Here is a 23,956-nt window from a genome sequence, read left to right on the forward strand (position 1 = left end):
CCTGAACTGCTAGTAATGGATTGATTTTAAACACAAGTCAGAAAAAGGACTTTTAACGGTTATTTTCTGACTAAGAAACCTTTTTTTGGTATAATGGAGTGTATTATAATGTTTTAGAAAGAGGTTCTTATGAAAGAATTAGAAACCGTGTTAGAGCAACGTTTTGGGCTTGTTTTTTCAGATAAACAGTTACTTGAAACAGCTTTTACTCACACTAGTTATGCCAATGAGCACCGCCTCTTAAAAATTTCACACAATGAACGCTTGGAATTTTTAGGAGACGCTGTTCTGCAATTATTGATTTCAGAATATCTGTACCAAAAATATCCTAAAAAACCAGAAGGTGACCTGTCTAAACTCCGTGCCATGATTGTACGTGAAGAGAGTTTGGCTGGTTTTGCCCGTGACTGCCAGTTTGACCAGTTTATCAAGCTAGGAAAGGGAGAGGAAAAATCTGGAGGCCGTAATCGAGATACCATCTTGGGAGATGCTTTCGAAGCCTTTTTGGGTGCCCTGCTTTTAGATAAGGATCTACTTACGGTCAAAGAGTTTATCTACCAGGTCATGATACCGAAGGTGGAGGCTGGTGATTTTGAGATGATTAAAGACTACAAGACTCACCTTCAAGAATTACTCCAAGTCAATGGTGATGTTGATATTCGTTATCAAGTGATTTCAGAGATCGGACCTGCCCATGATAAGATGTTTGAGGTTGAAGTCCTTGTCGAGGGTCAAAGTTTAGGTAGGGGTCAAGGACGATCTAAAAAATTGGCCGAACAGGAAGCCGCAAAAAATGCAGTTGAGGAAGGGCTGGATTCATGTATTTAAAGGAAATTGAGATTCAGGGGTTTAAGTCCTTTGCTGATAAGACCAAGGTTGTTTTTGACCAGGGAGTTACAGCGGTTGTAGGACCTAATGGTTCTGGAAAATCTAACATCACAGAAAGCTTACGCTGGGCACTGGGTGAATCAAGTGTCAAAAGTCTTCGTGGTGGGAAGATGCCAGATGTTATCTTTGCAGGGACTGAAAGCAGAAAACCTTTAAACTATGCTTCGGTAGTTGTTACTCTAGATAACCAGGATGGCTTTATTAAGGATGCTGGTCAAGAAATCAAGGTGGAGCGTCACATCTATCGTACTGGAGATAGTGAGTACAAGATTGATGGGAAAAAAGTCCGTCTTCGTGATATTCATGATCTTTTCTTAGATACCGGACTTGGACGCGATTCCTTCTCTATCATTTCCCAAGGGAAGGTCGAAGAAATCTTTAACTCCAAACCTGAGGAACGCCGCGCTATCTTTGAAGAAGCGGCTGGAGTTTTAAAATATAAAACTCGTCGCAAAGAGACAGAAACTAAACTCCAACAAACTCAAGACAATTTAGACCGCTTGGAAGACATTATCTATGAGTTAGATAATCAAATCAAACCATTAGAAAAGCAAGCAGCAACAGCCCGTAAATTTATAGAACTAGACGGTCAACGTAAAGCCATCTATTTAGATGTTTTAGTTGCACAAATTCAAGCTAATAAGGCTGAATTGGACATCACAGAAGAAGAGTTAAACCAAGTTCAAGAACTTCTCACTAGTTATTACCAAAAGCGTCAAGAGTTAGAAGAAGAAAATCAAACTCTCAAGAAGAAACGTCATGATTTGCAGGCTGAGATGTCTAAAGACCAGTCAAGATTGATGGATTTGACTGCTTTAATTAGTGATTTGGAACGTAAATTGGCCTTGTCTAAACTGGAGACTGAGCAAGTTGCCCTCAATCAACAAGAGGCTCAAGCTCGTTTAGCTAGTTTGGATGAAAAAAGGACTGCTCTCATTCAAGAGAAGGAAGAAAAAGAAGCAAATCTGGCTCAGTTAGAAGCAAATCTAGCTGTCAATACCAAGGAACTCAATCGTTTAGAAGCTGAGTTAGTAGCATTTTCTGATGATCCAGATCAGATGATTGAACAACTGCGTGAGCGCTTTGTTGCTTTCTTGCAGGAAGAAGCGGATGTCTCTAACCAGTTGACACGGATTGAAAATGATCTTGAAAATAGTCGCCAACAGACTCAAAAGCAAGAAGAACAATTGGAGTCCTTGAAGGAACAATTAGCTTCTGCTAAATCTAAGGCTAGTGAGCAAGAAACTGCTCTTAAATCAGCAAAAGAAAAAGTACAAACCTTACTTGCTGATTATCAGGCCAATGCCAAACAGGAAGAAGAACAAAAGCAGGCTTATCAAAGTCAGCAAAATCAACTTTTTGACCGTTTGGATAGCCTGAAAAACAAGCAGGCCAAGGCGCAAAGTCTGGAAAACATTCTTAAAAACCATAGTAATTTCTATGCGGGTGTTAAGAGTGTTCTACAAGAAAAAAATCGCCTGGGCGGTATTGTCGGAGCGGTCAGTGAACATTTAACTTTTGATGTTCGTTATCAAACAGCCCTTGAAATTGCCCTCGGAGCAAGTAGCCAACATATCATCGTTGAAGACGAACAGGCTGCGACTAAGGCTATCGACTTCCTTAAACGAAACCGAGCTGGTCGTGCGACCTTCCTACCTTTGACAACCATCAAGGCTCGTAGCATTTCTGGTCAGAACCAAGATGTGATTGCCTCAAGTCCAGGTTTTCTTGGAATGGCAGATGAATTGGTTACTTTTGATACAAAGCATGAAGCTATTTTTAAAAACCTGCTTGCTACAACAGCAATTTTTGATATGGTAGAGCATGCGCGTGATGCGGCTCGCAAGGTACGTTATCAGGTTCGAATGGTAACGCTAGATGGTACAGAATTGCGAACAGGTGGTTCTTATGCTGGTGGTGCCAATCGTCAAAATAACAGTATCTTTATCAAGCCTGAATTGGAGCAGTTACAAAAAGAAATTGCTAAGGAAGAGAAGATTCTTGGTCATGAAGAAGAAAATCTGAAATCACTTCAAGAAAACTTGACTGTTCTCGCTCAAACTTTGGAGACTATTAAGTCTCAAGGAGAGCAAGCTCGAATAGAGGAGCAGGGCTTATATCTGGCTTATCAACAAACTTGCCAACAAGTCGAAGAACTCGAAACGCTTTTAGAACTTCAGGAAAAAGAATTAAACAATCTCAGAGATGGAGATTGGCAAACTGAAAAAGAAAAATGCCAAGAACGTCTTTCAATCATCGCAACTGAAAAGCAAAAGCTAGAATCAGAAATCGAAGAAATCAAGTCCAATAAAAATGCGATTCAGGAACGCTACCAAAACTTGCAGGAAAAAATTTCCCAAGAACGTCTGCTTAAAACAGAAATGCTTGGACGGAAACGTTATGAGGTTTCTGATATTGAACGGATTAACAAAGAACTTGAGAACCTCAATATCGAGCAAGAAGAGATTGAGCGTCTTTTGCAAGAAAAAGTAGACAATCTTGAAAAAGTTGACACGGAACTTTTGACTAAGCAGGAAACTGAAGCCAAGATTCAGAAGGAAGACATTCAACAAGGACTCATTCGTAAGCAGTTTGAACTGGATGATATTGAAGGCCAATTGGATGATATTGCTAGTCATTTAGAACAAGCTCGTCAGCAAAATGAAGAATTGATTCGTAAGCAAACACGTGCAGAAGCAACCAAAGAGAAAATTACGGACCGCCTTCGCTATCTTCAAGGTCAACTGACTGAAGAATATCAGATTAGCTATACGGAAGCTTTAGAACAAGCGAATCAGTTGGAAGATTTAGCAATCGCTGAACAAAAGGTTAAGGATTTGGAAAAATCCATTCGTTCACTTGGTCCGGTTAACTTGGATGCTATTGAACAGTTTGATGAAGTCCACGAACGTTTGGAATTCTTGAATAGTCAGCGAGATGACATTCTTTCTGCTAAAAACTTACTTCTTGAGACTATTACAGAAATGAATGATGAAGTGAAAGAACGCTTTAAGTCAACATTCGAAGCTATTCGTGAGTCCTTTAAAGTGACCTTTAAGCAGATGTTTGGTGGTGGTCAAGCAGACCTAATCTTGACCGAAGGAGATCTATTGACAGCAGGTGTTGAAATCTCTGTTCAACCACCAGGTAAGAAAATCCAATCCCTAAACCTCATGAGTGGTGGCGAGAAGGCTTTGTCAGCTCTAGCTCTTCTTTTCTCAATCATCCGTGTTAAGACCATTCCATTTGTTATCTTGGATGAGGTAGAGGCCGCACTCGATGAGGCTAACGTTAAGCGTTTTGGTGATTATCTTAACAGATTTGACAAAGATAGTCAGTTTATCGTTGTTACCCACCGTAAGGGAACCATGGCAGCAGCAGACTCTATCTATGGGGTGACCATGCAAGAGTCTGGTGTATCTAAGATTGTCTCTGTAAAACTAAAAGATTTAGAGAATATGGATGCTTAGTTAGTGCTCGTTACAAACTTTCAGCTAAGTATATAAAATGACCTTTAAAAAGTCAGAAAGGTTACAAAAATAAATTGAGGAGCTTATATGGATTTTGACCTATTCCTAATGATCTGTAATTATATTGGGACTATAGCCTTCGCGGCTTCAGGAGCCATCAAAGGATTTGGTAAACGTTTAGACATTTTTGGAATTAGTTTATTGGCTATTGTAACCGCAGTAGGTGGAGGGATTTTAAGAGATTCTATTATCAGTCGTTTTCCTTCCGCTCTCGCAGATCCTGGACCGATTTATGTCTCTATCTTTGTAGCGGTTATCATGTATATCTTTGTGACTTCAAAACAAGCCAATTCAAGTCAAGAAAAAAAATTCTATAAGTGGTTGAGAGAAGCTTATCTCATCTTTGATTCAATTGGCTTAATCATCTTTTCCTTGATTGGAGCTACCGCCTTAGCTGATAGTAAATTGAACTTGATGTCTGCAGGTATTTTAGCCTGTTTAACGGGAGCAGGTGGTGGTATTATCCGAGACCTCCTGATCAATGAAGTTCCAAGTGTTCTAAAAGAGGACATCTATGCCCTTCTATCTTTTGTAATTGGCGTTATTTATTACTGGTTGGCCTTTGTCCTACATTTTCCAAGAATTACTGCCTTTATTATTCTCTCAATTGTCGGTTTTGTGATTCGACTCTGTATTATTAAGTTTAAGCTCTCTTTACCAAATATGGATAAGAGAACCTTGAATTGATGAATAAGCGAGACTTGTTTTATATAGGCGTCTAATCTCGTATGGATTAGGCGCTATTTTGTTTTTTTGCAAATACGGGAAATATTTGATGAAATTAATATTTTTTGGTATTATATCTAAAATTTTAAATAAGATAGGAGCTACAATGTGTAATTTAAAGAATTCAGTCGATTTTATTAAAGAAATAGAGAAGTTAAAGTCAGTAACAAGATTCAATAGAACTCTTGATGGAAGATTTGAAAATAGTGCCGAGCATTCTTGGCAAGGTGCTATAGCTGCTATAGTTCTTCAAGATTATTATCCTGAAAAGTTGAAAATGGAAAAAGTCATTTCTATGTTATTGATTCATGATTTAGGTGAGATTTATGCCGGAGATACTTGGGTTTTTGATGATGAAAAAAAGCTTCATTCTCATGATAAAGAACTAGCATCTATAGAAAAAACAATGAGCCTCCTTCCAGAAGAGAAATATTTGAATATGAAAAATTTGTGGTTGGAATTTGAAAAAGGGCAGAGTGCTGAAGCAAGATATGCAAGAGTGATCGACGCCTTGGTACCGCTGATTAATCACTTAGAAGTGTCAGAATTCAATTATAACCCTGATAATATCAGTGCAGACATGGTATTAGAAAAGAAAAAGTTCATAAAAAGTGAATCTGAAGAATTATGGAAACTGACGGAAGACTTGATTCAGGAAAGTGTGGAGAAGGGCTTATATTTTTAATAACAATTGGTCCAATAGAAGATAGATTTTTAACTGGAGAATGGAAATATATATGATTAAACTTGTCACAACTGAAATCGGAATAAGGAAATTGATACAATAAAATACAAAGAAAGCCTTGGAATAAGCTGTTTCCAAGGCTTTTTAGCTATCTATAGATATAAGGAAAAAGTTGTTAGAGTAGATGATTTTTATTAGATACCCTTGATTATACCGTAGAGAATATTAGTCAAATAAAATTGTTTTGTTTTCACTAATGCATTTCTTATTATCATCCCAATAGTTAATACTTTCAAAGCTTCCTTTTCTTAAATAAAGTGGTAGCCTTTTTCTTATTTCATCTTGCATTGGTATTTTATCAATATCTTTTAGATTCCACCATTTTGGCTCACCTTCAGCAGATGTGCTTAGTTCACCAGTAAACTGAGTACATAAAAAGTCATAGAAGACAAATCTCTCATTACCAATTGAATTAGTAAAGCCTGAAATTCCTTTTAATTCAAGATTTAATGCAGTGAGTCCAGTCTCTTCCTTAAGTTCCCGTAATGCAGCTTCAAAAAAACTTTCAGGGAATTCAACTTTTCCCCCCGGTGGAATCCAGCCAGGAAAATTATCGTGCTGTCTATTAAGTAATAAAATTTCTTGATTTTTCAAAACGCAAATATTAACCCAGTTTTTGATTTTTTCAGTCATATTATTAACCTCCAACAAGTATTTTTTCATATGTTAGACTATATGTCAATAACTATATGCTATTCTAATTGTGACAAATGTGCGTCAGCCAAAGATTGATAATTTTTACGCAATAGCTGATTAATTATCAGAATAGAATTTAATCAAGATCATTGGTAGACAGGTGTTGAGAGGTTGTATATAAAAGAAGGCAAGCAAATCAGCCTGGTCTTTAAATGGCTCTACGGATAGATTTATAGAATACAAGGACGTGTTAATCCTGCACGTCTTATTTTACTTTTTCTATGGTATAATAGAAGATAGATTTACAACTGGAGAATAGAAGGATTTATGATTAAACTAGTCGCAACTGATATGGACGGGACTTTTTTGGATGAAGCTGGCCAATTTGATATGGAGCGTCTTAAAAAGCTGCTCCATTCATATAAAGAAAAAGGGATTTACTTTGCTGTGGCTTCTGGCCGAGGTCTTTTGTCTTTAGAAAAGCATTTTGCGGATGTCAAAGATGAGATTATTTTTATCGCTGAAAATGGTAGTCTGGTTCGTTTTCATGGACAAGACCTCTATGAAGCAACCATGCCACGTAATTTTTACCTATCAACTTTTGAAAAACTAAAAACTTCCCCTTATTTTGATGAAAAGAAGATGCTCTTGACTGGTAAGAAAGCTTGTTATGTTTTAGATACTGTAGATGAAACCTATCTTATGTTTAGCCATCATTACAATGAAAATATCAAAAAAGTAACTAGTCTAGAAGATATTACAGATGAGATTTTTAAATTCACAACCAACTTTACAGAAGAGACAGTAGAAGCTGGGGAAGCTTGGGTCAATGAATATGTTCCTGGTGTTAAGGCAATGACGACAGGTTTTGAGTCGATTGATATCGTTCTTGACTATGTGGATAAGGGAGTTGCTATTGTAGAGCTAGCAAAAAAATTAAATTTGGATATGGACCAAGTGATGGCCTTCGGTGACAATCTCAACGACCTTCACATGATGCAGGTTGTAGGGCACCCAGTTGCGCCTGAAAATGCTCGCCCAGAGATTTTAGAACTAGCTGAAACAGTTATCGGTCACCATAAGGACCAATCAGTTATCGCTTATATGGAGGGGTTATAATGGCAGATATTAAATTAATTGCCTTGGACTTGGATGGAACCTTGCTGACGACAGACAAAAAATTGACAGAACGTACCAAGGCGACTTTAAAGGCTGCGCGTGAACAAGGGGTCAAGGTAGTCCTAACAACTGGACGTCCCCTCAAGGCTATGGATTTCTTCCTTAAAGAGCTTGGAACAGACGGCCATGATGACGAATATACTATCACATTCAACGGTGGGTTGGTTCAGAAAAATACAGGTGAGATTCTTGATAAGACAGTCTTTTCAATTGATGATGTGACACGTATTTATGAAGAAACTGAAAAATTAGAAATCCCCTTAGATGCAATTTCAGAAGGAACAGTTTATCAGATTCAGTCTGACCAAGAAAGTTTATATGCCCAGTTTAACCCGGCTCTAACGTTTGTTCCAACTGCTTTTGAAGACTTGTCTAGTCAGGTGACCTATAATAAATGTGTGACTGCCTTTCCTCAGGAGCCTTTGGATGCGGCTATTCAGAAGATTTCACCAGAATTATACGACCAGTATGAGATTTTTAAATCTCGTGAACTCTTGCTAGAATGGTCACCAAAAAATGTCCATAAGGCGACTGGTTTAGCTAAACTGATTGAGCATTTAGGGATTGATCAAAGTCAGGTGATGGCCTGCGGAGATGAGGCTAATGACCTTTCGATGATTGAGTGGGCCGGTCTTGGTGTAGCCATGCAGAATGCAGTTCCAGCAGTTAAGGCAGTGGCCAATGTGGTAACACCAATGACCAATGACGAGGAAGCTGTTGCCTGGGCAATTGAAAAATACGTACTGAAGGAGAATTAAAGGATGGGATTATTTGACCGTTTATTTGGAAAAATAGAAGAACCAAAGATTGAAGATGTTGTCAAAGAGGCTCTAGAAAACATTGATTTATCGGATGATAGCGAACAAACTGAGCTACCAGTAACTGAAGACATCCAAACTAAAGAGCCTGTAGAAGACAACTTACCAGAAGAAGACCAGGAAGAAATCGACAATGGCTCATCTGAAACAGAGGTTGTAGAAGAACCTATCATTGAGCCAGTTGACGAAGTTGACTTTTCTCAAGATGAACCAATTCAAATCGAAGAGGCAGAAAGTCATCAAGAGGAATTGACTCATGTTGAAGAAGTAACTTTAAGTGAAAGTTTTGAGGAAGATGCTGATCAAACTCAATCAAACGAGACAGAAGTCGAAATCACTGAAGAACTTGAACCAGAGACTACCGAGGAAGTGGAAGAAGATCTAGCAATTGAGGAAACCCCTCAAGTCCAAGAGACTGAACAAGAAAAATATGACCGTAGTCTTAAGAAAACGCGTACTGGATTCGGTGCCCGTTTGAATGCTTTCTTTGCAAACTTCCGCTCAGTCGATGAAGATTTTTTTGAAGAACTTGAAGAACTGCTCATCATGAGTGACGTTGGTGTGCAGGTGGCTTCAAATCTTACGGAAGAATTGCGTTATGAAGCCAAGCTTGAGAATGCTAAGAAACCTGAAGCCCTTCGCCGTGTTATCATCGAAAAATTGGTGGAGCTATATGAAAAGGACGGCATTTATAATGAAAATATTAACTTCCAAGATGGATTAACGGTTATGCTTTTTGTTGGAGTTAATGGGGTCGGGAAAACAACTTCAATTGGTAAATTAGCTAATCGATACAAACAAGCTGGTAAAAAGGTTATGCTTGTTGCTGCGGATACTTTCCGTGCGGGTGCGGTTGCTCAGTTAGTAGAATGGGGGCGTCGTGTAGATGTTCCTGTCGTTACTGGTCCTGAGAAAGCAGATCCAGCTAGCGTTGTCTTTGATGGGATGGAACGAGCAGTAGCAGAAGGTATTGATATTCTCATGATTGATACAGCTGGCCGTCTGCAAAACAAAGAAAACTTAATGGCAGAATTGGAAAAGATTGGTCGTATCATCAAACGCGTAGTGCCAGAAGCACCTCATGAAACCTTCCTAGCTCTTGACGCATCAACTGGTCAAAATGCTCTTGTACAAGCTAAAGAATTCTCAAAAATTACTCCTGTTACAGGGATTGTCTTAACCAAGATTGATGGAACTGCCCGAGGTGGGGTTGTTCTTGCTATCCGTGAGGAACTCAATATCCCTGTTAAGCTAATTGGTTTTGGTGAAAAAATTGATGATATCGGTGAGTTTAACTCTGAAAACTTTATGAAGGGCCTTCTAGAAGGTTTGATATAAAAGAAAATCCTGCAAGAATTCTTGCAGGATTGTTTTTGATTATTCTAAACGACCATCTTTACGATAGGCGATATCTGGTTGCCAGGTCCACTCAGCTCCGTATTTTTCAAGTAAGTCAAAGCTAGCTTGAGGTCCCATGCTACCAGCCTTGTAGTCATGAAGTGGAGCACCGTTTTCAGCCCAAAGCTTCTCGATACGGTCAATCAATTTCCATGATGCACTCACTTCATCCCAGTGGCTAAAGTTTGTTGAGTTATTGTTCAAAACATCATAGATTAGTTTTTCATATGGGTCAGGTGAAGCACCTGTTGCAGTCGCATCTGTTCGATAGTCAAGCGAATTTGGTGCGAGGCTAAACTCTTCCCCTACCTTCTTACCGTTAAGGCTAAGAGAGAATCCTTCCGTCGGTTGGATATAGATGGTCAAAATATTTGGTGCTAGAGGCTCTCCAAAGATTGAATCCATTTGTTTGAAGACGATGTTTACGTGTGTTCCTTTTTCAGTTAGGCGTTTACCTGTACGGAAGAAGAAAGGTACATCACGGAAGCGGTCGGTATCGACAAAGAAGGCACCTGAAGCAAAGGTTTCTGTCATTGATTCTGGGTTGACATTTGGTTCGCTGCGGTAAGAAATGTACTTCATGCCATCAACTTTACCAGAACGATACTGACCACGGATGAAGTGCTCTTTAAGTTCCTCATCTGTAGGGTGGTAAAGGTTCTTGAAGACCTTGATTTTCTCTGCACGAATGTCATCCTTTGTAAAGCTTGCAGGCTTGTCCATAGCAAGGAGTGACAGAAGCTGAAGTGTGTGGTTTTGAACCATATCACGAAGGGCGCCAGACTCATCATAGTAGCCACCACGCTCTTCAACACCTAGACGTTCTGCAAAGGTAATTTGCACATTATCAATATGTTCCCGATTCCAAACATTTTCAAAGATCATATTGGCAAAACGAATGGCAAAAATACTCTGAATCATCTCTTTACCAAGATAGTGGTCGATACGATAGATTTGCTCTTCGTTAAAAGTAGCTAGAAGCTCTTCGTTTAGTTTGCTTGCAGTTTCATAATCCGTACCGAAAGGCTTCTCAACAATCAAACGTTCAAAGCCCTTACCATCAACGATTTGCTCAGACTTGAGGTGTTTAGCGATGGTACCGAAGAATTGTGGTGCCATTGAGAGGAAGAAGAGCTTGTTGTGTTCAGTTTGATACTTTTCATTTAACTCAGCCTGAAGCTTGCGCAATTCGATATAGTGCTCAGTGTCATTAACATCGTGACTTTGATAGTAAAAATGACTAGCAAAAGCTTGAGCCTCTTCTGCGCTATCTGCCAAGTCTAAAATAGATTCGACAACAACAGATTCGAAATATTCCTTACTCCAAGGTCTACGAGCAGTTCCAATAACAGCAAAATGATCAGACAAATTACCTGATTTATAAAGTCTAAAGAGTGAAGGGTAGAGCTTGCGTTTAGCCAAATCTCCACTAGCACCAAAAATTGTAACAATAACTTTAGATGACATCCAGCTACCTAATTTCTATTTACTTTCCTAGATATCCTAGGCATGAGGAATCCCCATTTTCATACCCTTTATTTTATCATAATTTTCTAAAAAATCCAAAATTCAAATACAAGTGAGAAAAAACTGCAAGGGAAACCTTGCAGTTTTTTAAGCGTTGAGGACCTTGTCTAAAAATTCTTTTAGACGAGGGTGTTGTGGGTTGTCAAAGATTTGATCAGGTGTCCCATCTTCTAGGAATTCACCGTCTGCTGTAAAGATAACTCGATTGGCAACCTTACGAGCAAATCCCATTTCGTGGGTTACGATAATCATGGTCATGCCTTGTTCAGCCAACTCTTTCATGACGTTCAGAACATCACCGACCATCTCAGGGTCAAGGGCAGAAGTTGGCTCGTCAAAGAGCATGATATCAGGGTTCATTGCTAAACCGCGAGCGATAGCCACACGTTGTTTTTGACCACCGGATAAACTTTCAGGATTGGCATTGGCCTTGTCAGCAAGCCCAACTTTTTCAAGGAGTTCCATACCCAATTTTTCTGCTTCAGCCTTAGTCATTAACTTATGTTCTACAGGAGCGAAAGTGATATTTTCCAATACGGTCATATGTGGAAAGAGATTGAAGTGCTGGAACACCATTCCGATATTTTCACGAACATGGTCTACGTTGGTAGATTTATCCGTCAAATCATAGCCGTTAACTGTGATGCTTCCTTTTGTTCCTTCTTCGAGGAGATTTAAGCTACGCAAGAAAGTTGACTTACCTGAACCAGAAGGTCCAATGATACAAACAACATCTCCTTCGTAGAATTTCGCTGAAATTCCTTTAAGGACTTTGTTTTTACCATATTGTTTATGTAAGTTATGAACGTCAATTTTTAATTTTGCCATTATTGAATCCTCTTTTCTAAGCGTTTTGCTAGTCTAGTTAGAAGAGTGATAATCACAAGGTAAAAGACTGCGAGAATTGCATACATCTTGAAACTTTGGTAGTTACGAGCAATGATAATCTTACCAGTCTGGAAGAGTTCTACCAAACCGATTGCAGATACGATCGTTGTATCTTTAAGAGCGATAACAAATTGGTTGACGAAGTTTGGAAGCATGAGCTTGGTTGCTTGTGGCAAGACAATCTTACGCATGGTTTTTCCATATGAAATACCAAGACTTCGACTGGCTTCCATTTGTCCAACAGGTACGGCCTTGATACCACCACGAACAATTTCAGCAATGTAGGCAGCTGAGTTTAGGGAAAGTGCGATAGTACCAGCGACAAAGTCATTAATGGGACTTTGTTGACCAGTAAGAGATTCGATAAAGTTAGGAATTCCCCAGAAAATGAAGGCTGCAAGAATCATCAATGGAATACCACGGATAACGTCAACGAAAATCTCTGAAATCATACGGAGGGATTTATATGGGCTGACACTAAACATCCCAAAGATAATTCCGATGAAAATTGCAATTACAAATGAAAGAAGTGCTAATGAGAGAGTAATACCAAGTCCGCTGAGAAGTTGTTTGTAGTTGTTTTTCAACAAGCCCCAAATAGTCGTTTCATCAGCAGTTGAGGTTGTGGTAGTAGAATTGCTTGCTAGATATTTATTTAGTATTTTTTGGAATTCTCCATTCGCCTTAAGGTTTGCGAGTCCCTTGTTAAACTTCTCTAGCAATTCTGGATTGCTTCCTTTTTTGACAGCAAAGGCAGTTTCTCCAATTGGTGTACCTTCGATTGGTGTTTTTAATTTTTGTCCTTGGCTGATAGAATATTTAATAACAGGCTCATCGTCCATGACGGCATCAATTGAACCAGTATTTAAACTATCATACATAGATGCAGCATCTGAAAAAGTTTTGATTTTGTAACCGTATTTGCTTTGGTTCTCTGTTAGGAAGCTTTGTGAAGCTGTACCATTCTTGACACCTACAGTCTTACCGTTCAAATCTTCATAAGAAGAAATGGTACTTGATTCTTTAACACCGAGGATAGTATTTGCTGTATAGTAAGAATCTGAGAAATCGAAAGTTTCTTTACGGGCATCAGTTACAGACATTCCTGCAATGACACCGTCTGCTTGTCCAGATTGAACAGCGTTAATAGCTGCGTCAAAGCCAGGGTTGGTAATTTCAATCTCAAAACCTTGGTCTTTGGCAATAGCCTTGATGAGATCCATATCGATACCAGTGTATTGATTGCTCGAGTCTTGGAAAACAAATGGCGCAAAAGATGAGTCACTAGCGATAACATATTTGGTTTTCTCAGTATCAGCTTTTACGAGCCCTAATGAGAAAATAGGAAATAAAATTAGCAAACATGCTAGGATTTTTTTCTTCATGTGATGTCTCCTTTCAGGGTATTTTCAAATTATAGCAGAAAAAATTAAATCCGGCAAATATTTTATATTTCTATGTCAGAAGATATGACATAGATTTAATAAATTGCTAAAATTGAGAATCAGAAAGTATCTCCTTTTTATGGTAAAATAGAAGGATAGAATATGTGTATGAGGCTTTTATGATAAATCGAATTACTGATAACAAATTTAAACTGGTATCCAAATACCAACCATCTGGGGACCAACCGCAGGCCATTGAGCAGTTGGTGGATAATATCGAGGGCGGAGAAAAGGCCCAAATTCTGATGGGAGCAACTGGTACGGGGAAGACCTATACCATGAGCCAGGTCATTGCCCAGGTCAATAAGCCGACCCTGGTCATCGCCCATAATAAGACACTTGCTGGTCAGCTTTATGGAGAGTTCAAGGAATTTTTCCCGGAAAATGCTGTCGAGTACTTTGTGTCTTACTATGATTACTACCAGCCTGAAGCTTATGTGCCTTCAAGTGATACTTATATAGAAAAAGATAGTTCGGTCAATGATGAAATTGACAAGCTTCGTCACTCAGCAACATCAGCTTTGTTAGAGCGTAATGATGTTATCATTGTGGCATCTGTTTCTTGTATCTATGGTTTGGGTTCACCTAAGGAATATGCAGATAGCGTGGTAAGTTTGCGTCCAGGTCTTGAGATTTCTCGAGATAAACTGCTTAACGACCTGGTTGATATCCAGTTTGAACGTAACGACATTGATTTTCAGCGGGGGAGATTCCGTGTACGTGGGGATGTAGTGGAGATTTTCCCAGCCTCTCGTGATGAGCATGCCTTTCGTGTTGAGTTTTTCGGAGATGAGATAGACCGTATTCGTGAAGTCGAAGCTCTAACTGGTCAAGTTCTGGGAGAAGTGGATCATTTGGCGATTTTCCCGGCGACTCACTTTGTGACCAATGATGACCACATGGAAGTAGCTATTGCTAAGATTGAGGCTGAGTTGGAGGAGCAGTTAGCTATCTTTGAGAAGGAAGGTAAACTGCTGGAAGCTCAACGCTTGAAACAACGAACAGAGTACGATATTGAGATGCTTTGCGAGATGGGTTATACAAACGGCGTTGAAAACTACTCACGTCATATGGATGGTCGAAGTGAAGGAGAGCCTCCTTATACTCTTCTTGATTTCTTCCCTGATGATTTCCTGATTATGATTGATGAGAGTCACATGACTATGGGGCAAATCAAGGGCATGTACAATGGTGACCGTTCTCGTAAGGAAATGTTAGTGAATTATGGTTTCCGTCTGCCGTCTGCCCTAGACAATCGTCCCCTTCGTCGTGAAGAATTTGAAAGTCATGTTCATCAGATTGTCTACGTTTCAGCGACACCCGGCGATTATGAGATGGAACAAACCGACACCGTAATTGAACAAATCATTCGTCCAACTGGTCTTTTGGATCCAGAAGTTGAAGTCCGTCCAACTATGGGACAAATCGATGATCTTTTAGGTGAAATCAATGCCCGTGTTGAAAAGAACCAACGTACCTTTATTACAACCTTGACCAAGAAAATGGCAGAAGACTTGACCGACTACTTCAAAGAAATGGGGATTAAGGTCAAATACATGCACTCGGATATCAAGACCTTGGAACGTACGGAGATTATTCGTGACCTGCGCTTGGGAGTCTTTGATGTCTTGGTTGGGATTAACCTCCTTCGTGAGGGAATTGACGTGCCAGAAGTTAGTCTAGTTGCTATTCTCGATGCCGATAAAGAAGGTTTCCTTCGTAACGAGCGTGGACTGATTCAGACCATTGGTCGTGCTGCCCGTAATAGTGAAGGGCATGTGATTATGTATGCGGACACTATGACGCAGTCTATGCAACGTGCGATTGATGAAACAGCTCGTCGCCGTAAAATCCAGATGGCTTATAATGAAGAACATGGTATTATTCCACAAACTATTAAAAAAGAAATCCGTGACCTGATTTCTGTAACCAAGGCAGTTGCTAAGGAAGAGGACAAGGAAGTCGATATCAATAGCCTTAACAAACAAGAACGTAAAGAACTGGTCAAGAAACTGGAAAAGCAAATGCAAGAAGCTGTAGAAGTGCTTGACTTTGAACTGGCAGCACAGATTCGCGATATGATGTTGGAAGTGAAGGCATTGGATTGAGTAGACTCTTCAGTCTAGTTTAATTAGCCAAATTGCTATGTCATTCTGTCAGTTGTCTATATATGAAGAAAATGGAAAAAATGAATAAAAGAAATTCAAATACAAAAAAGAATCTCTCAATGAAAGAAAGTTTTCATCTTTGGCTAGATTCTCATAAATTTTTAGGATTCTTCTTGATCCTCGGTCTTATCCTAGCAATAGGACTAAGTTTGAATCTAATTTTTGAAAGTCTTCCTATTCCTTCACCATACAGAGATATCAACTATAGTTTTCCAATATATATAAATCTTTTTTGCCTGGTATATCAATTCTTTGACTATTGGTTCCTAGACTTGTCAAGGACAAAGATGACAATAAAAAGATATGCGGATTTATTTATCTATCTTAATAGTATCGGTTTGATAGTCCATCTATTTTTAGGAGTTGGTGGGAAAAATAGTAAGGGCCTTCTGCCTTCTCTCTTATCCCTAGATCACCGCTACATCTGGTTTCCTATTCTTACTTATATCATCTTCTTCCTAGTAGCTGCTTTGATTATTTTAATTTCCAAATATATTAAAAAGAAAAGGAGTTAATCATGCTGAAACATCTGACTGTATTTAGGGTAATTTACCTTTCGTGCCTGGTATTTGTACTGATTCATTTTATCTTAGGATTGTTTGGTTTAGCTTTTACACCAATTTTATGGAATATCTGGTTCTTTGGCCTCTGCCTAACCTTATTTATTCAGCCGTGGACCATCTTTTATAAAACGAGGATTTTTCAATGGCATCATCTGATTTTTCAAGCTCTCAGTGGATTTTTCGCTCTTTTAATCTGGTTAATGATATTCTTTTTCCTATCTTTCATTCCAGACTCATCCATACCTATCAGTATAGACTATCAAGTTAATAGTAAAGACAAAGAGATAAGAATTAATAGGGGTTTTTTTCTTGATGATATTCGTGAATATCACGACTTGATTAATCCTTTGATTATGAAGTCTAAAATTAAGTACAAGATAGAAAATTATTATTAGAAAGTGAGTCCTATGTCTCGAGCGCAATTAACTATTCTTACCAATATTTGTATGATTGAAGACCTTGAAAAGCAGCGCGTAGTCATGCAGTATCGTTCACCCGAAAGCAATCGCTGGTCTGGTTATGCTTTTCCAGGAGGCCATGTTGAAGATGGAGAGGCTTTTGCAGAGTCAGTTATTCGTGAAATATACGAGGAAACAGGTCTGACAATCCAAAATCCTCAACTTGTCGGCATTAAAAATTGGCCCTTAGATACAGGAGAGCGTTATATTGTCTTTTGTTATAAGGCGACTGAGTTCTCAGGTACCCTTCGTTCCTCAGATGAAGGAGAAGTTTACTGGGTACAAAAAGACCAGATTCCAAATTTGAATCTGGCCTATGATATGTTACCCTTGATGGAAATGATGGAAGCACCTGACAAGTCGGAATTTTTCTACCGTCGTCGTACAGAAGACGGATGGGAAAAGAAAACTTTTTAATCCTTTACCAAATACCCTAACTTGTCCAAGGCTTTCTCGATATAGAGAAGGTCTTGTTTATTTTCTGCTTCAATCAAATGATAATGGACGCCATCTGTTAATTCAGATAAGGGTCTAAAGTCTGAGGTCTTGACTTGGTTTAAGAAATGCTCGACATCTCGTCTACAACTCAACTTGAGAAGGGTTTCGATTTCTCCGTAAACAGGATGATCAATCTGGATATTTTGAACTCTTCCACCATTATCAACAATGGCAAGGAGTTCTTGCTCCATATCTTCTTCTCCGTGTTTAACTTTAAACAGTTTATGTACATAAGGATTTGATTTACTTTCCTTATAAATATAGCCACGATTGGTTGATAAGATAGGAGCACCATCTGCACGAAGCACAGCAATGTCCTGAACAATAATCTGGCGAGTGACATGAAAATGTTCAGCTAAACTTTGGCCGTTTAGAGGTTTTTGGGATTCTTTCAACAGTTGTAAAAGGGTTTCTTTCCTATTGTTTGTCATAGTCTCTTTCTTAATGGCGTTTTTTTAGTGCTTTATAAACAGCTAATGCTAGGTAATAGTCTATCATACTATGAATAATTGTACCAAAGCCAACTAATACAAACAAGACATAGAACATATTTTTTAGGTCTGTTCCTGTACTAGCGTAAAAGATGATACAAGCCAACACTTCAGCAACAGCGTGAACTAAACCGAGTACAAAGTTAAAAATCAAAGAAGATTTAGGATTATCTAAGGTTTGAGGATGTTTTTGAAGATAGAAAGCTCCAAGAGTACCAAAGAAGATATGAGAGAGAGCTCGAAGGACGATGACAATTGGGTAACCCGCTAAAAGGAAGCCAATACTTGAAGCTACGATTACAAAGATAGCCATCCATGGCGAGAGAAACATAGCAATAAAAATGGCTACGTGACTTCCTAGTGTGTAAGAAGCCGGGGGGATAACTAGTTTAAAGGGCATGATTATGGGGATGAGGATAGCGATAGCTGTCAATAATGCGGTTACGGTCATGAATTGGGTTTTCTTTTGTGTATTCATAATAACTCCTTTTTATCTGTATATACAGTTGTATAGTACACTAAAATTTTACACTAGTCAAGGAGTAAATTGCATTTCTGAAGAAAAATAGTTAAACTATAGTAAAGTATCTTAGTAAATGGAGAGTTAAGATGATTGATATTGTATATCCGATTTTTGTTATTCATTATTTAGCCAAACAGAAAAAAACAGGAATAATAGTATCGACATTTACTACGTTTACAGCCTATAGTTTCTTGCTGATCTCCCTCATTAAAATTACTTTTGGATCGATAGCACTAATGGTTTTCAGTATACCCATTTTTGGTTTTCTCTTTTTTAGTGTTATTGAGGAAATATTTCTACATATTAGTATTATTTATGGAATCACCTTGCTTTTTTTGTCATTATCTATTTTTATAGACGGTCATAAAAATAGCCAGACTATTCAGAACACGCACTACACACCATTTATGTTTTATCTACTAATGTTATCCTTTCACGCACTCTTAATCTATACTAACTTAGTTCCAATTCTTTCTATTCAGTGAAAAATCTAAGTATTTTCTTTAAAAAAAGCAGCAGAAGAAGGACAAATAAATATTAAAAAATTTTTCAGAAAAAGACTTGCTTTGAAATGACAGATATGGTATACTTATAAACGGTTTGAAAAAACTGCCTAAGACAGTAGGGGAGCTAGACTCATAAATATCCTACCGAGGACAAAACGTATCATGTAAAAAGAAGCGTATTGTACTTTCGTGTCTAGGTTTGGGCGCGTTTTTCTTTTGGAAAAATTCCCCAAGCAAAATAATTACGGAGGTGAACACACTAATGAGTGAAGCAATTATTGCTAAGAAAGCGGAACTAGTTGACGTAGTAGCTGAGAAAATGAAAGCTGCTGCATCAATCGTCGTTGTTGACGCTCGTGGTTTGACAGTTGAACAAGATACAGTTCTTCGTCGTGAGCTTCGTGGAAGCGAAGTTGAGTATAAAGTTATTAAAAACTCAATCTTACGTCGTGCAGCTGAAAAAGCTGGTCTTGAAGATCTTGCATCTGTTTTTGTTGGACCATCTGCAGTAGCATTTTCTAACGAAGATGTTATCGCTCCAGCGAAAATCTTGAACGACTTTGCTAAAAACGCTGACGCACTTGAAATCAAAGGTGGTGCAATCGAAGGCGCTGTCGCATCTAAAGAAGAAATCGTTGCTCTTGCAACTCTTCCAAACCGCGAAGGACTCCTTTCTATGCTCCTTTCTGTACTTCAAGCGCCAGTGCGCAACGTTGCTCTTGCAGTCAAAGCGGTTGCAGACAACAAAGAAGACGCAGCTTAATCTTAAGCTACGCAGCGTAGCCTAGCTACAAAAGATAACAAAATTAAATTTAAACATATTTGGAGGAAATAACAATGGCATTGAACATTGAAAACATTATTGCTGAAATTAAAGAAGCTTCAATCCTTGAATTGAACGACCTTGTAAAAGCTATCGAAGAAGAATTTGGTGTAACTGCAGCTGCTCCTGTAGCTGTTGCTGCAGCTGGTGCTGCTGACGCTGGTGCTGCTAAAGACTCATTTGACGTTGAATTGACAGCTGCTGGTGACAAAAAAGTTGGCGTTATCAAAGTTGTACGTGAAATCACTGGTCTTGGACTTAAAGAAGCTAAAGAACTTGTTGATGGTGCACCAGGTGTCATCAAAGAAGGCGTTCCAACTGCAGAAGCTGAAGAAATCAAAGCTAAATTGGAAGAAGCTGGAGCTTCAGTTACTCTTAAATAATAGAGTAACTACATTAGTAGCTTAAAAACATGATTAAACCGCTATTCTTAGGAGTAGCGGTTTTTCATTTTGTTCAACAAGGGGCAAAAAGGGAAACGATGTCGAATTGGTATGTCTATTTTATATCATTTAGAAAAGATTCCTTATAAAAAAAATTTACTTTTTAATTTCATTTTGTTATAATAAACTACAAGAAAGAATATCTTATCGGTAAATCCCAAGCGAGCCTGAGATAGTGAGAGTCAGGTGGTTGAGAGATAAGGGTGGCGCTTTTGGTATATTTTTTAAAAATAATGAAGTAATAAATTAGGGTGGAACCGCGTTTTTGACGCCCCTAGGTCGCAGACTTAGGAGCAAAGACTCGGTTCTTTTTGTATCCAAAGTCTCAAGAATTAAAAAAAGGAGTAAAACATGTCTAAAAAATTTACTTTCCACTGCGTCAGTGGCAAAGACCTCCTTACAGTCGGACTGCCCCACGCTCAGCACTAGGGTGCCTGAGCTAGACGCAGTACTAACTCGTCTTGCCTCGTATAATCGACGAGGCAGACTCATGTCGCAATAATTTATAATAAAGGAGTAAATAATGTCTAAAAAACTAACCTTTCAAGAGATTATCTTGACTTTGCAACAATACTGGAATGACCAGGGTTGTATGCTGATGCAGGCTTATGATAATGAAAAGGGTGCAGGTACAATGAGTCCGTATACTTTTCTTCGTGCTATTGGTCCTGAGCCATGGAATGCGGCTTATGTAGAGCCATCACGTCGTCCAGCAGACGGTCGTTATGGGGAAAACCCAAACCGTCTCTACCAACACCACCAATTCCAAGTGGTCATGAAACCATCACCATCAAACATTCAAGAACTTTACCTTGAGTCATTGGAAAAATTGGGCATCAATCCATTGGAACACGATATTCGTTTCGTTGAAGATAACTGGGAAAACCCATCAACTGGATCTGCAGGTCTTGGTTGGGAAGTTTGGCTTGACGGTATGGAAATCACACAGTTTACTTATTTCCAACAGGTCGGTGGCTTGGCAACTGGTCCTGTAACTGCTGAGGTTACTTATGGTTTAGAGCGTTTAGCTTCTTACATCCAAGAAGTAGATTCTGTTTATGATATTGAGTGGGCTCCAGGTGTTAAATACGGAGAAATCTTCCTTCAACCAGAATATGAGCACTCAAAATACAGCTTTGAAGTTTCAGACCAAGATATGTTGCTTGAAAACTTTGAGAAATTTGAAAAAGAAGCAGGACGTGCTCTGGAATTGGGTCTTGTTCACCCTGCTTATGACTACGTTTTGAAATGTTCTCATACCTTCAACTTGCTAGACGCTCGTGGTGCTGTATCTGTTACAGAACGTGCTGGCTACATTGCCCGCATCCGTAACTTGGCCCGTGTCGTAGCCAAAACCTTCGTAGCAGAGCGTAAGAAACTCGGTTACCCACTGCTAGACGAAGCAACCCGTGCAAAACTCCTAGCAGAAGAGGAAGAATAGATAGAATTACAGGAATAAATGACTGAAAGTCGACCGTAGGTCGCTAAATAAAACAAGACCGCTGTAGTGAAAGTCGGATAAGAAGTTTCTTATCCGACTGGGGAACTGACGAGACTTAAGGCTTGACAGTTAGCAATGAAACCGAAGGTTTGCTTGCGTCCCCCACTACAAAAGATCTTGTTAAAGACATTAATTGTGTAAAGGAAAAAACATGACAAAAAATTTATTAGTAGAACTTGGACTTGAAGAGTTGCCAGCCTACGTTGTCACACCAAGTGAAAAACAACTAGGTGAAAAAATGGCAGCTTTCTTGGATGAAAATCGCCTTTCATACGAAGGGATTCAAACTTTCTCAACTCCACGTCGTTTGGCTGTTCGTGTACTTGGTTTAGCAGACCAACAAACGGATTTGACTGAAGATTTTAAAGGACCTTCTAAGAAAATCGCCTTGGATGCAGAAGGGAACTTTTCTAAAGCAGCTCAAGGATTCGTCCGTGGAAAAGGCTTGACAGTTGATGATATTGAATTCCGTGAAATTAAAGGTGAAGAATATGTCTATGTAACCAAGCATGAAGCTGGAAAACCTGCTGAGGAAGTGTTGACAGGGATTCCAGAAGTATTGGCTAGCCTTAGCTTCCCAGTAAGTATGCACTGGGCAAATAATACCTTTGAATACATTCGTCCTGTCCATACTTTGATAGTCCTTTTGGATGATGAAGCTCTTGATATGGACTTCTTAGATATTCATTCAGGCAGAGTGAGCCGTGGACATCGTTTCCTTGGACATGAAGTGGAAATTCGTCATGCTGATAGTTACGAAGAGGATTTACGAAAAGTCTATGTCATTGCTGACAGTATTGAACGCGAAAATATGATTCGTGAACAAATCAAGGCTATTGAAGCATCAGAAGGTGTTCAAGTTCAGGTTGATGAGGGACTTTTGAATGAAGTTTTGAATCTGGTTGAATATCCAACCGCTTTTATGGGTAATTTTGACCCTAAATACCTAGAGGTTCCAGAAGAAGTTTTGGTTACTTCAATGGAAACTCATCAACGCTACTTTGTAGTCCGTGATCTTAAAGGAAATCTAAAACCAAACTTCATTTCAGTTCGTAACGGAAATGCTGAACACTTGGAAAATGTCATTCGAGGAAATGAGAAAGTTTTGGTTGCTCGTTTGGAAGATGGAGAATTCTTCTGGCGTGAAGACCAAAAACTCAAGATTGAAGATTTAGTTGCTAAACTTTCACACGTTACCTTCCATGAAAAGATTGGTTCTCTTCGTGAACACATGATTCGTACAGGGCAAATTGCGATCCTTCTAGCTGAAAAAGCTGGTCTATCAGTTGATGAATCTATTGATCTTGCTCGTGCTGCAGCCATTTATAAATTTGACCTCTTAACCGGTATGGTTGGTGAATTTGATGAGCTTCAAGGGATCATGGGTGAGAAATATGCGCTTCTCGCTGGTGAAAATGCGGCAGTAGCACAAGCTATTCGTGAGCACTATCTTCCAGATTCAGCTGACGGAGCCCTTCCTGAGTCTAAAGTTGGTGCTATCCTTGCACTAGCTGATAAATTAGATACTCTCTTATCTTTCTTCTCTGTTGGTTTGATTCCATCTGGTTCAAACGACCCTTATGCCCTTCGTCGTGCAACACAAGGGATTGTTCGAATCTTGGAAGACTTTGGTTGGAAGATTCCAATGGACGAATTGATTGCGAGCCTTTATGCCTTATCATTTGAAAGTCTAACTTATGATAATCAAGAAGAAGTGCTTAACTTCATTAAAGCTCGTGTTGATAAGATGATGGGTTCTACTGCAAAAGATATCAAAGAAGCTGTTCTCGCAAGTTCAAACTTTGTTGTCTCTGATATGATTGAAGCAGCAGAAGCTCTTTCAGAAGCTGCGAAAACTGAAGATTACAAATCATCAGTTGAGTCTTTATCTCGTGCCTTTAATTTAGCTGAAAAAGCAGATGGTTTGGTTAAAGTCGATGCAAGTCTTTTTGAAAATGAACAAGAAAAAGAACTTGCTCAAGCAGTAGAAAGTCTTGAATTGCAAGGTTCAGCTAGTGATAAATTAACGCAACTATTTGCTCTTAGTCCAGTAATTGATGCATTCTTTGACAATACCATGGTTATGGCAGAAGATGTTGATGTGAAGAACAACCGTTTAGCTATCCTAACTGAACTTGTTAATAAAGCAAAAACAGTGGCTGCTTTCAATCTTCTCAATACAAAATAAAAATAAATTGGAGG

The 23,956-nt window shown here is 38.9% G+C and carries 21 protein-coding genes and 1 other annotated feature; of the genes, 15 read left to right on the plus strand and 6 right to left on the minus strand.

Going from position 1 to position 23,956, the window contains the following annotated elements; genetic code table 11:
* The first annotated feature begins 129 nt into the window (after window positions 1–129).
* The 4 genes from rnc (at window position 130) to AC3E9F_RS02465 (ending at window position 5,829) form a co-directional block, all read left to right on the plus strand.
* Window positions 130–828, plus strand: a complete 699-nt coding sequence (gene rnc / locus AC3E9F_RS02450; protein ID WP_004252602.1) for a ribonuclease III — start codon at window positions 130–132, stop codon at window positions 826–828.
* Window positions 819–4,358, plus strand: coding sequence for a chromosome segregation protein SMC (gene smc, locus AC3E9F_RS02455; protein WP_490672771.1), 3,540 nt, complete (start codon window positions 819–821; stop codon window positions 4,356–4,358). The genes rnc and smc overlap by 10 nt, the downstream gene beginning before the upstream one ends.
* An 87-nt stretch (window positions 4,359–4,445) precedes the next feature.
* Window positions 4,446–5,105 (plus strand): trimeric intracellular cation channel family protein, encoded by a 660-nt coding sequence (locus tag AC3E9F_RS02460; RefSeq protein WP_263393720.1) that lies wholly within the window; start codon window positions 4,446–4,448, stop codon window positions 5,103–5,105.
* A gap of 145 nt (window positions 5,106–5,250) precedes the next feature.
* Entirely contained in the window at window positions 5,251–5,829 is a 579-nt protein-coding gene (locus AC3E9F_RS02465) for an HD domain-containing protein (RefSeq protein ID WP_263394533.1), read from the plus strand.
* A gap of 225 nt (window positions 5,830–6,054) precedes the next feature.
* Here the strand turns inward: AC3E9F_RS02465 and AC3E9F_RS02470 are convergent, their stop codons facing one another.
* Window positions 6,055–6,522 carry an 8-oxo-dGTP diphosphatase gene (locus AC3E9F_RS02470; protein ID WP_000136624.1) on the minus strand — a complete coding sequence of 156 codons (468 nt, stop codon included), beginning with the start codon at window positions 6,520–6,522 and terminating at the stop codon, window positions 6,055–6,057.
* Window positions 6,523–6,852: 330 nt separating this feature from the next.
* Between AC3E9F_RS02470 and AC3E9F_RS02475 the strand changes: the two genes are divergently transcribed.
* From AC3E9F_RS02475 to ftsY, 3 genes are read left to right on the plus strand one after another with little or no spacing between them, the layout of a single operon-like run.
* Window positions 6,853–7,644 carry a Cof-type HAD-IIB family hydrolase gene (locus tag AC3E9F_RS02475; RefSeq protein ID WP_263393719.1) on the plus strand — a complete coding sequence of 264 codons (792 nt, stop codon included), beginning with the start codon at window positions 6,853–6,855 and terminating at the stop codon, window positions 7,642–7,644.
* Window positions 7,644–8,462 carry a Cof-type HAD-IIB family hydrolase gene (locus tag AC3E9F_RS02480; protein ID WP_263393718.1) on the plus strand — a complete coding sequence of 273 codons (819 nt, stop codon included), beginning with the start codon at window positions 7,644–7,646 and terminating at the stop codon, window positions 8,460–8,462. Before AC3E9F_RS02475 ends, AC3E9F_RS02480 begins: the two co-directional genes overlap by 1 nt.
* Window positions 8,463–8,465: 3 nt before the next feature.
* Window positions 8,466–9,860, plus strand: a complete 1,395-nt coding sequence (ftsY, locus tag AC3E9F_RS02485; protein ID WP_490672772.1) for a signal recognition particle-docking protein FtsY — start codon at window positions 8,466–8,468, stop codon at window positions 9,858–9,860.
* A gap of 39 nt (window positions 9,861–9,899) precedes the next feature.
* Here the strand turns inward: ftsY and zwf are convergent, their stop codons facing one another.
* The 3 genes from zwf to AC3E9F_RS02500 form a co-directional block, all read right to left on the minus strand.
* Window positions 9,900–11,387 carry a glucose-6-phosphate dehydrogenase gene (zwf, locus tag AC3E9F_RS02490; RefSeq protein WP_263393716.1) on the minus strand — a complete coding sequence of 496 codons (1,488 nt, stop codon included), beginning with the start codon at window positions 11,385–11,387 and terminating at the stop codon, window positions 9,900–9,902.
* A 147-nt stretch (window positions 11,388–11,534) separates the two neighbouring features.
* Window positions 11,535–12,275, minus strand: coding sequence for an amino acid ABC transporter ATP-binding protein (locus AC3E9F_RS02495; protein ID WP_049494477.1), 741 nt, complete (start codon window positions 12,273–12,275; stop codon window positions 11,535–11,537).
* Entirely contained in the window at window positions 12,275–13,720 is a 1,446-nt protein-coding gene (locus AC3E9F_RS02500) for an amino acid ABC transporter substrate-binding protein/permease (RefSeq protein WP_263393715.1), read from the minus strand. Before AC3E9F_RS02500 ends, AC3E9F_RS02495 begins: the two co-directional genes overlap by 1 nt.
* A gap of 179 nt (window positions 13,721–13,899) precedes the next feature.
* Here AC3E9F_RS02500 and uvrB point away from each other — a divergent pair, with 179 nt between their 5' ends.
* The 4 genes from uvrB (at window position 13,900) to AC3E9F_RS02520 (ending at window position 17,386) form a co-directional block, all read left to right on the plus strand.
* Window positions 13,900–15,888 (plus strand): excinuclease ABC subunit UvrB, encoded by a 1,989-nt coding sequence (uvrB, locus tag AC3E9F_RS02505; protein ID WP_490672773.1) that lies wholly within the window; start codon window positions 13,900–13,902, stop codon window positions 15,886–15,888.
* A 347-nt stretch (window positions 15,889–16,235) separates the two neighbouring features.
* The gene (locus AC3E9F_RS02510; protein WP_263393713.1) at window positions 16,236–16,463 is read left to right on the plus strand and encodes a hypothetical protein; all 228 of its coding nucleotides are present in this window, start codon (window positions 16,236–16,238) and stop codon (window positions 16,461–16,463) included.
* 2 nt (window positions 16,464–16,465) lie between these two features.
* Window positions 16,466–16,906, plus strand: a complete 441-nt coding sequence (locus AC3E9F_RS02515; protein ID WP_214262049.1) for a hypothetical protein — start codon at window positions 16,466–16,468, stop codon at window positions 16,904–16,906.
* A 12-nt stretch (window positions 16,907–16,918) separates the two neighbouring features.
* Complete coding sequence (locus tag AC3E9F_RS02520; RefSeq protein ID WP_214262048.1) at window positions 16,919–17,386, plus strand: 8-oxo-dGTP diphosphatase; 468 nt, start codon at window positions 16,919–16,921, stop codon at window positions 17,384–17,386.
* Here the strand turns inward: AC3E9F_RS02520 and AC3E9F_RS02525 are convergent.
* Together AC3E9F_RS02525 and AC3E9F_RS02530 are read right to left on the minus strand one after the other, a co-directional pair.
* Window positions 17,383–17,898 (minus strand): transcription repressor NadR, encoded by a 516-nt coding sequence (locus AC3E9F_RS02525; RefSeq protein WP_263393712.1) that lies wholly within the window; start codon window positions 17,896–17,898, stop codon window positions 17,383–17,385. The two genes, AC3E9F_RS02520 and AC3E9F_RS02525, sit on opposite strands and share 4 nt — an antisense overlap.
* A 10-nt stretch (window positions 17,899–17,908) precedes the next feature.
* Window positions 17,909–18,436, minus strand: coding sequence for a hypothetical protein (locus AC3E9F_RS02530; RefSeq protein ID WP_263393711.1), 528 nt, complete (start codon window positions 18,434–18,436; stop codon window positions 17,909–17,911).
* Between the two features lie 639 nt (window positions 18,437–19,075).
* Window positions 19,076–19,211: a sequence feature (ribosomal protein L10 leader region), on the plus strand.
* A 38-nt stretch (window positions 19,212–19,249) separates the two neighbouring features.
* Here AC3E9F_RS02530 and rplJ point away from each other — a divergent pair.
* From rplJ to glyS, 4 genes are all read left to right on the plus strand, one after another.
* Window positions 19,250–19,750: a 50S ribosomal protein L10 gene (gene rplJ / locus AC3E9F_RS02535; RefSeq protein WP_049530475.1), complete on the plus strand. Its 501-nt coding sequence runs from the start codon at window positions 19,250–19,252 to the stop codon at window positions 19,748–19,750.
* Between the two features lie 74 nt (window positions 19,751–19,824).
* Entirely contained in the window at window positions 19,825–20,193 is a 369-nt protein-coding gene (rplL, locus tag AC3E9F_RS02540) for a 50S ribosomal protein L7/L12 (protein ID WP_001196964.1), read from the plus strand.
* 583 nt (window positions 20,194–20,776) lie between these two features.
* On the plus strand, window positions 20,777–21,694 hold the full coding sequence (gene glyQ / locus AC3E9F_RS02545; protein ID WP_000038760.1) for a glycine--tRNA ligase subunit alpha: 918 nt from the start codon (window positions 20,777–20,779) through the stop codon (window positions 21,692–21,694).
* 211 nt (window positions 21,695–21,905) lie between these two features.
* Window positions 21,906–23,942, plus strand: a complete 2,037-nt coding sequence (gene glyS, locus AC3E9F_RS02550) for a glycine--tRNA ligase subunit beta (RefSeq protein ID WP_263393710.1) — start codon at window positions 21,906–21,908, stop codon at window positions 23,940–23,942.
* The last annotated feature ends 14 nt before the right edge of the window (window positions 23,943–23,956 follow it).

It is taken from the genome of Streptococcus sp. SCPM-O-B-15277 (M60) (assembly GCF_058200335.1).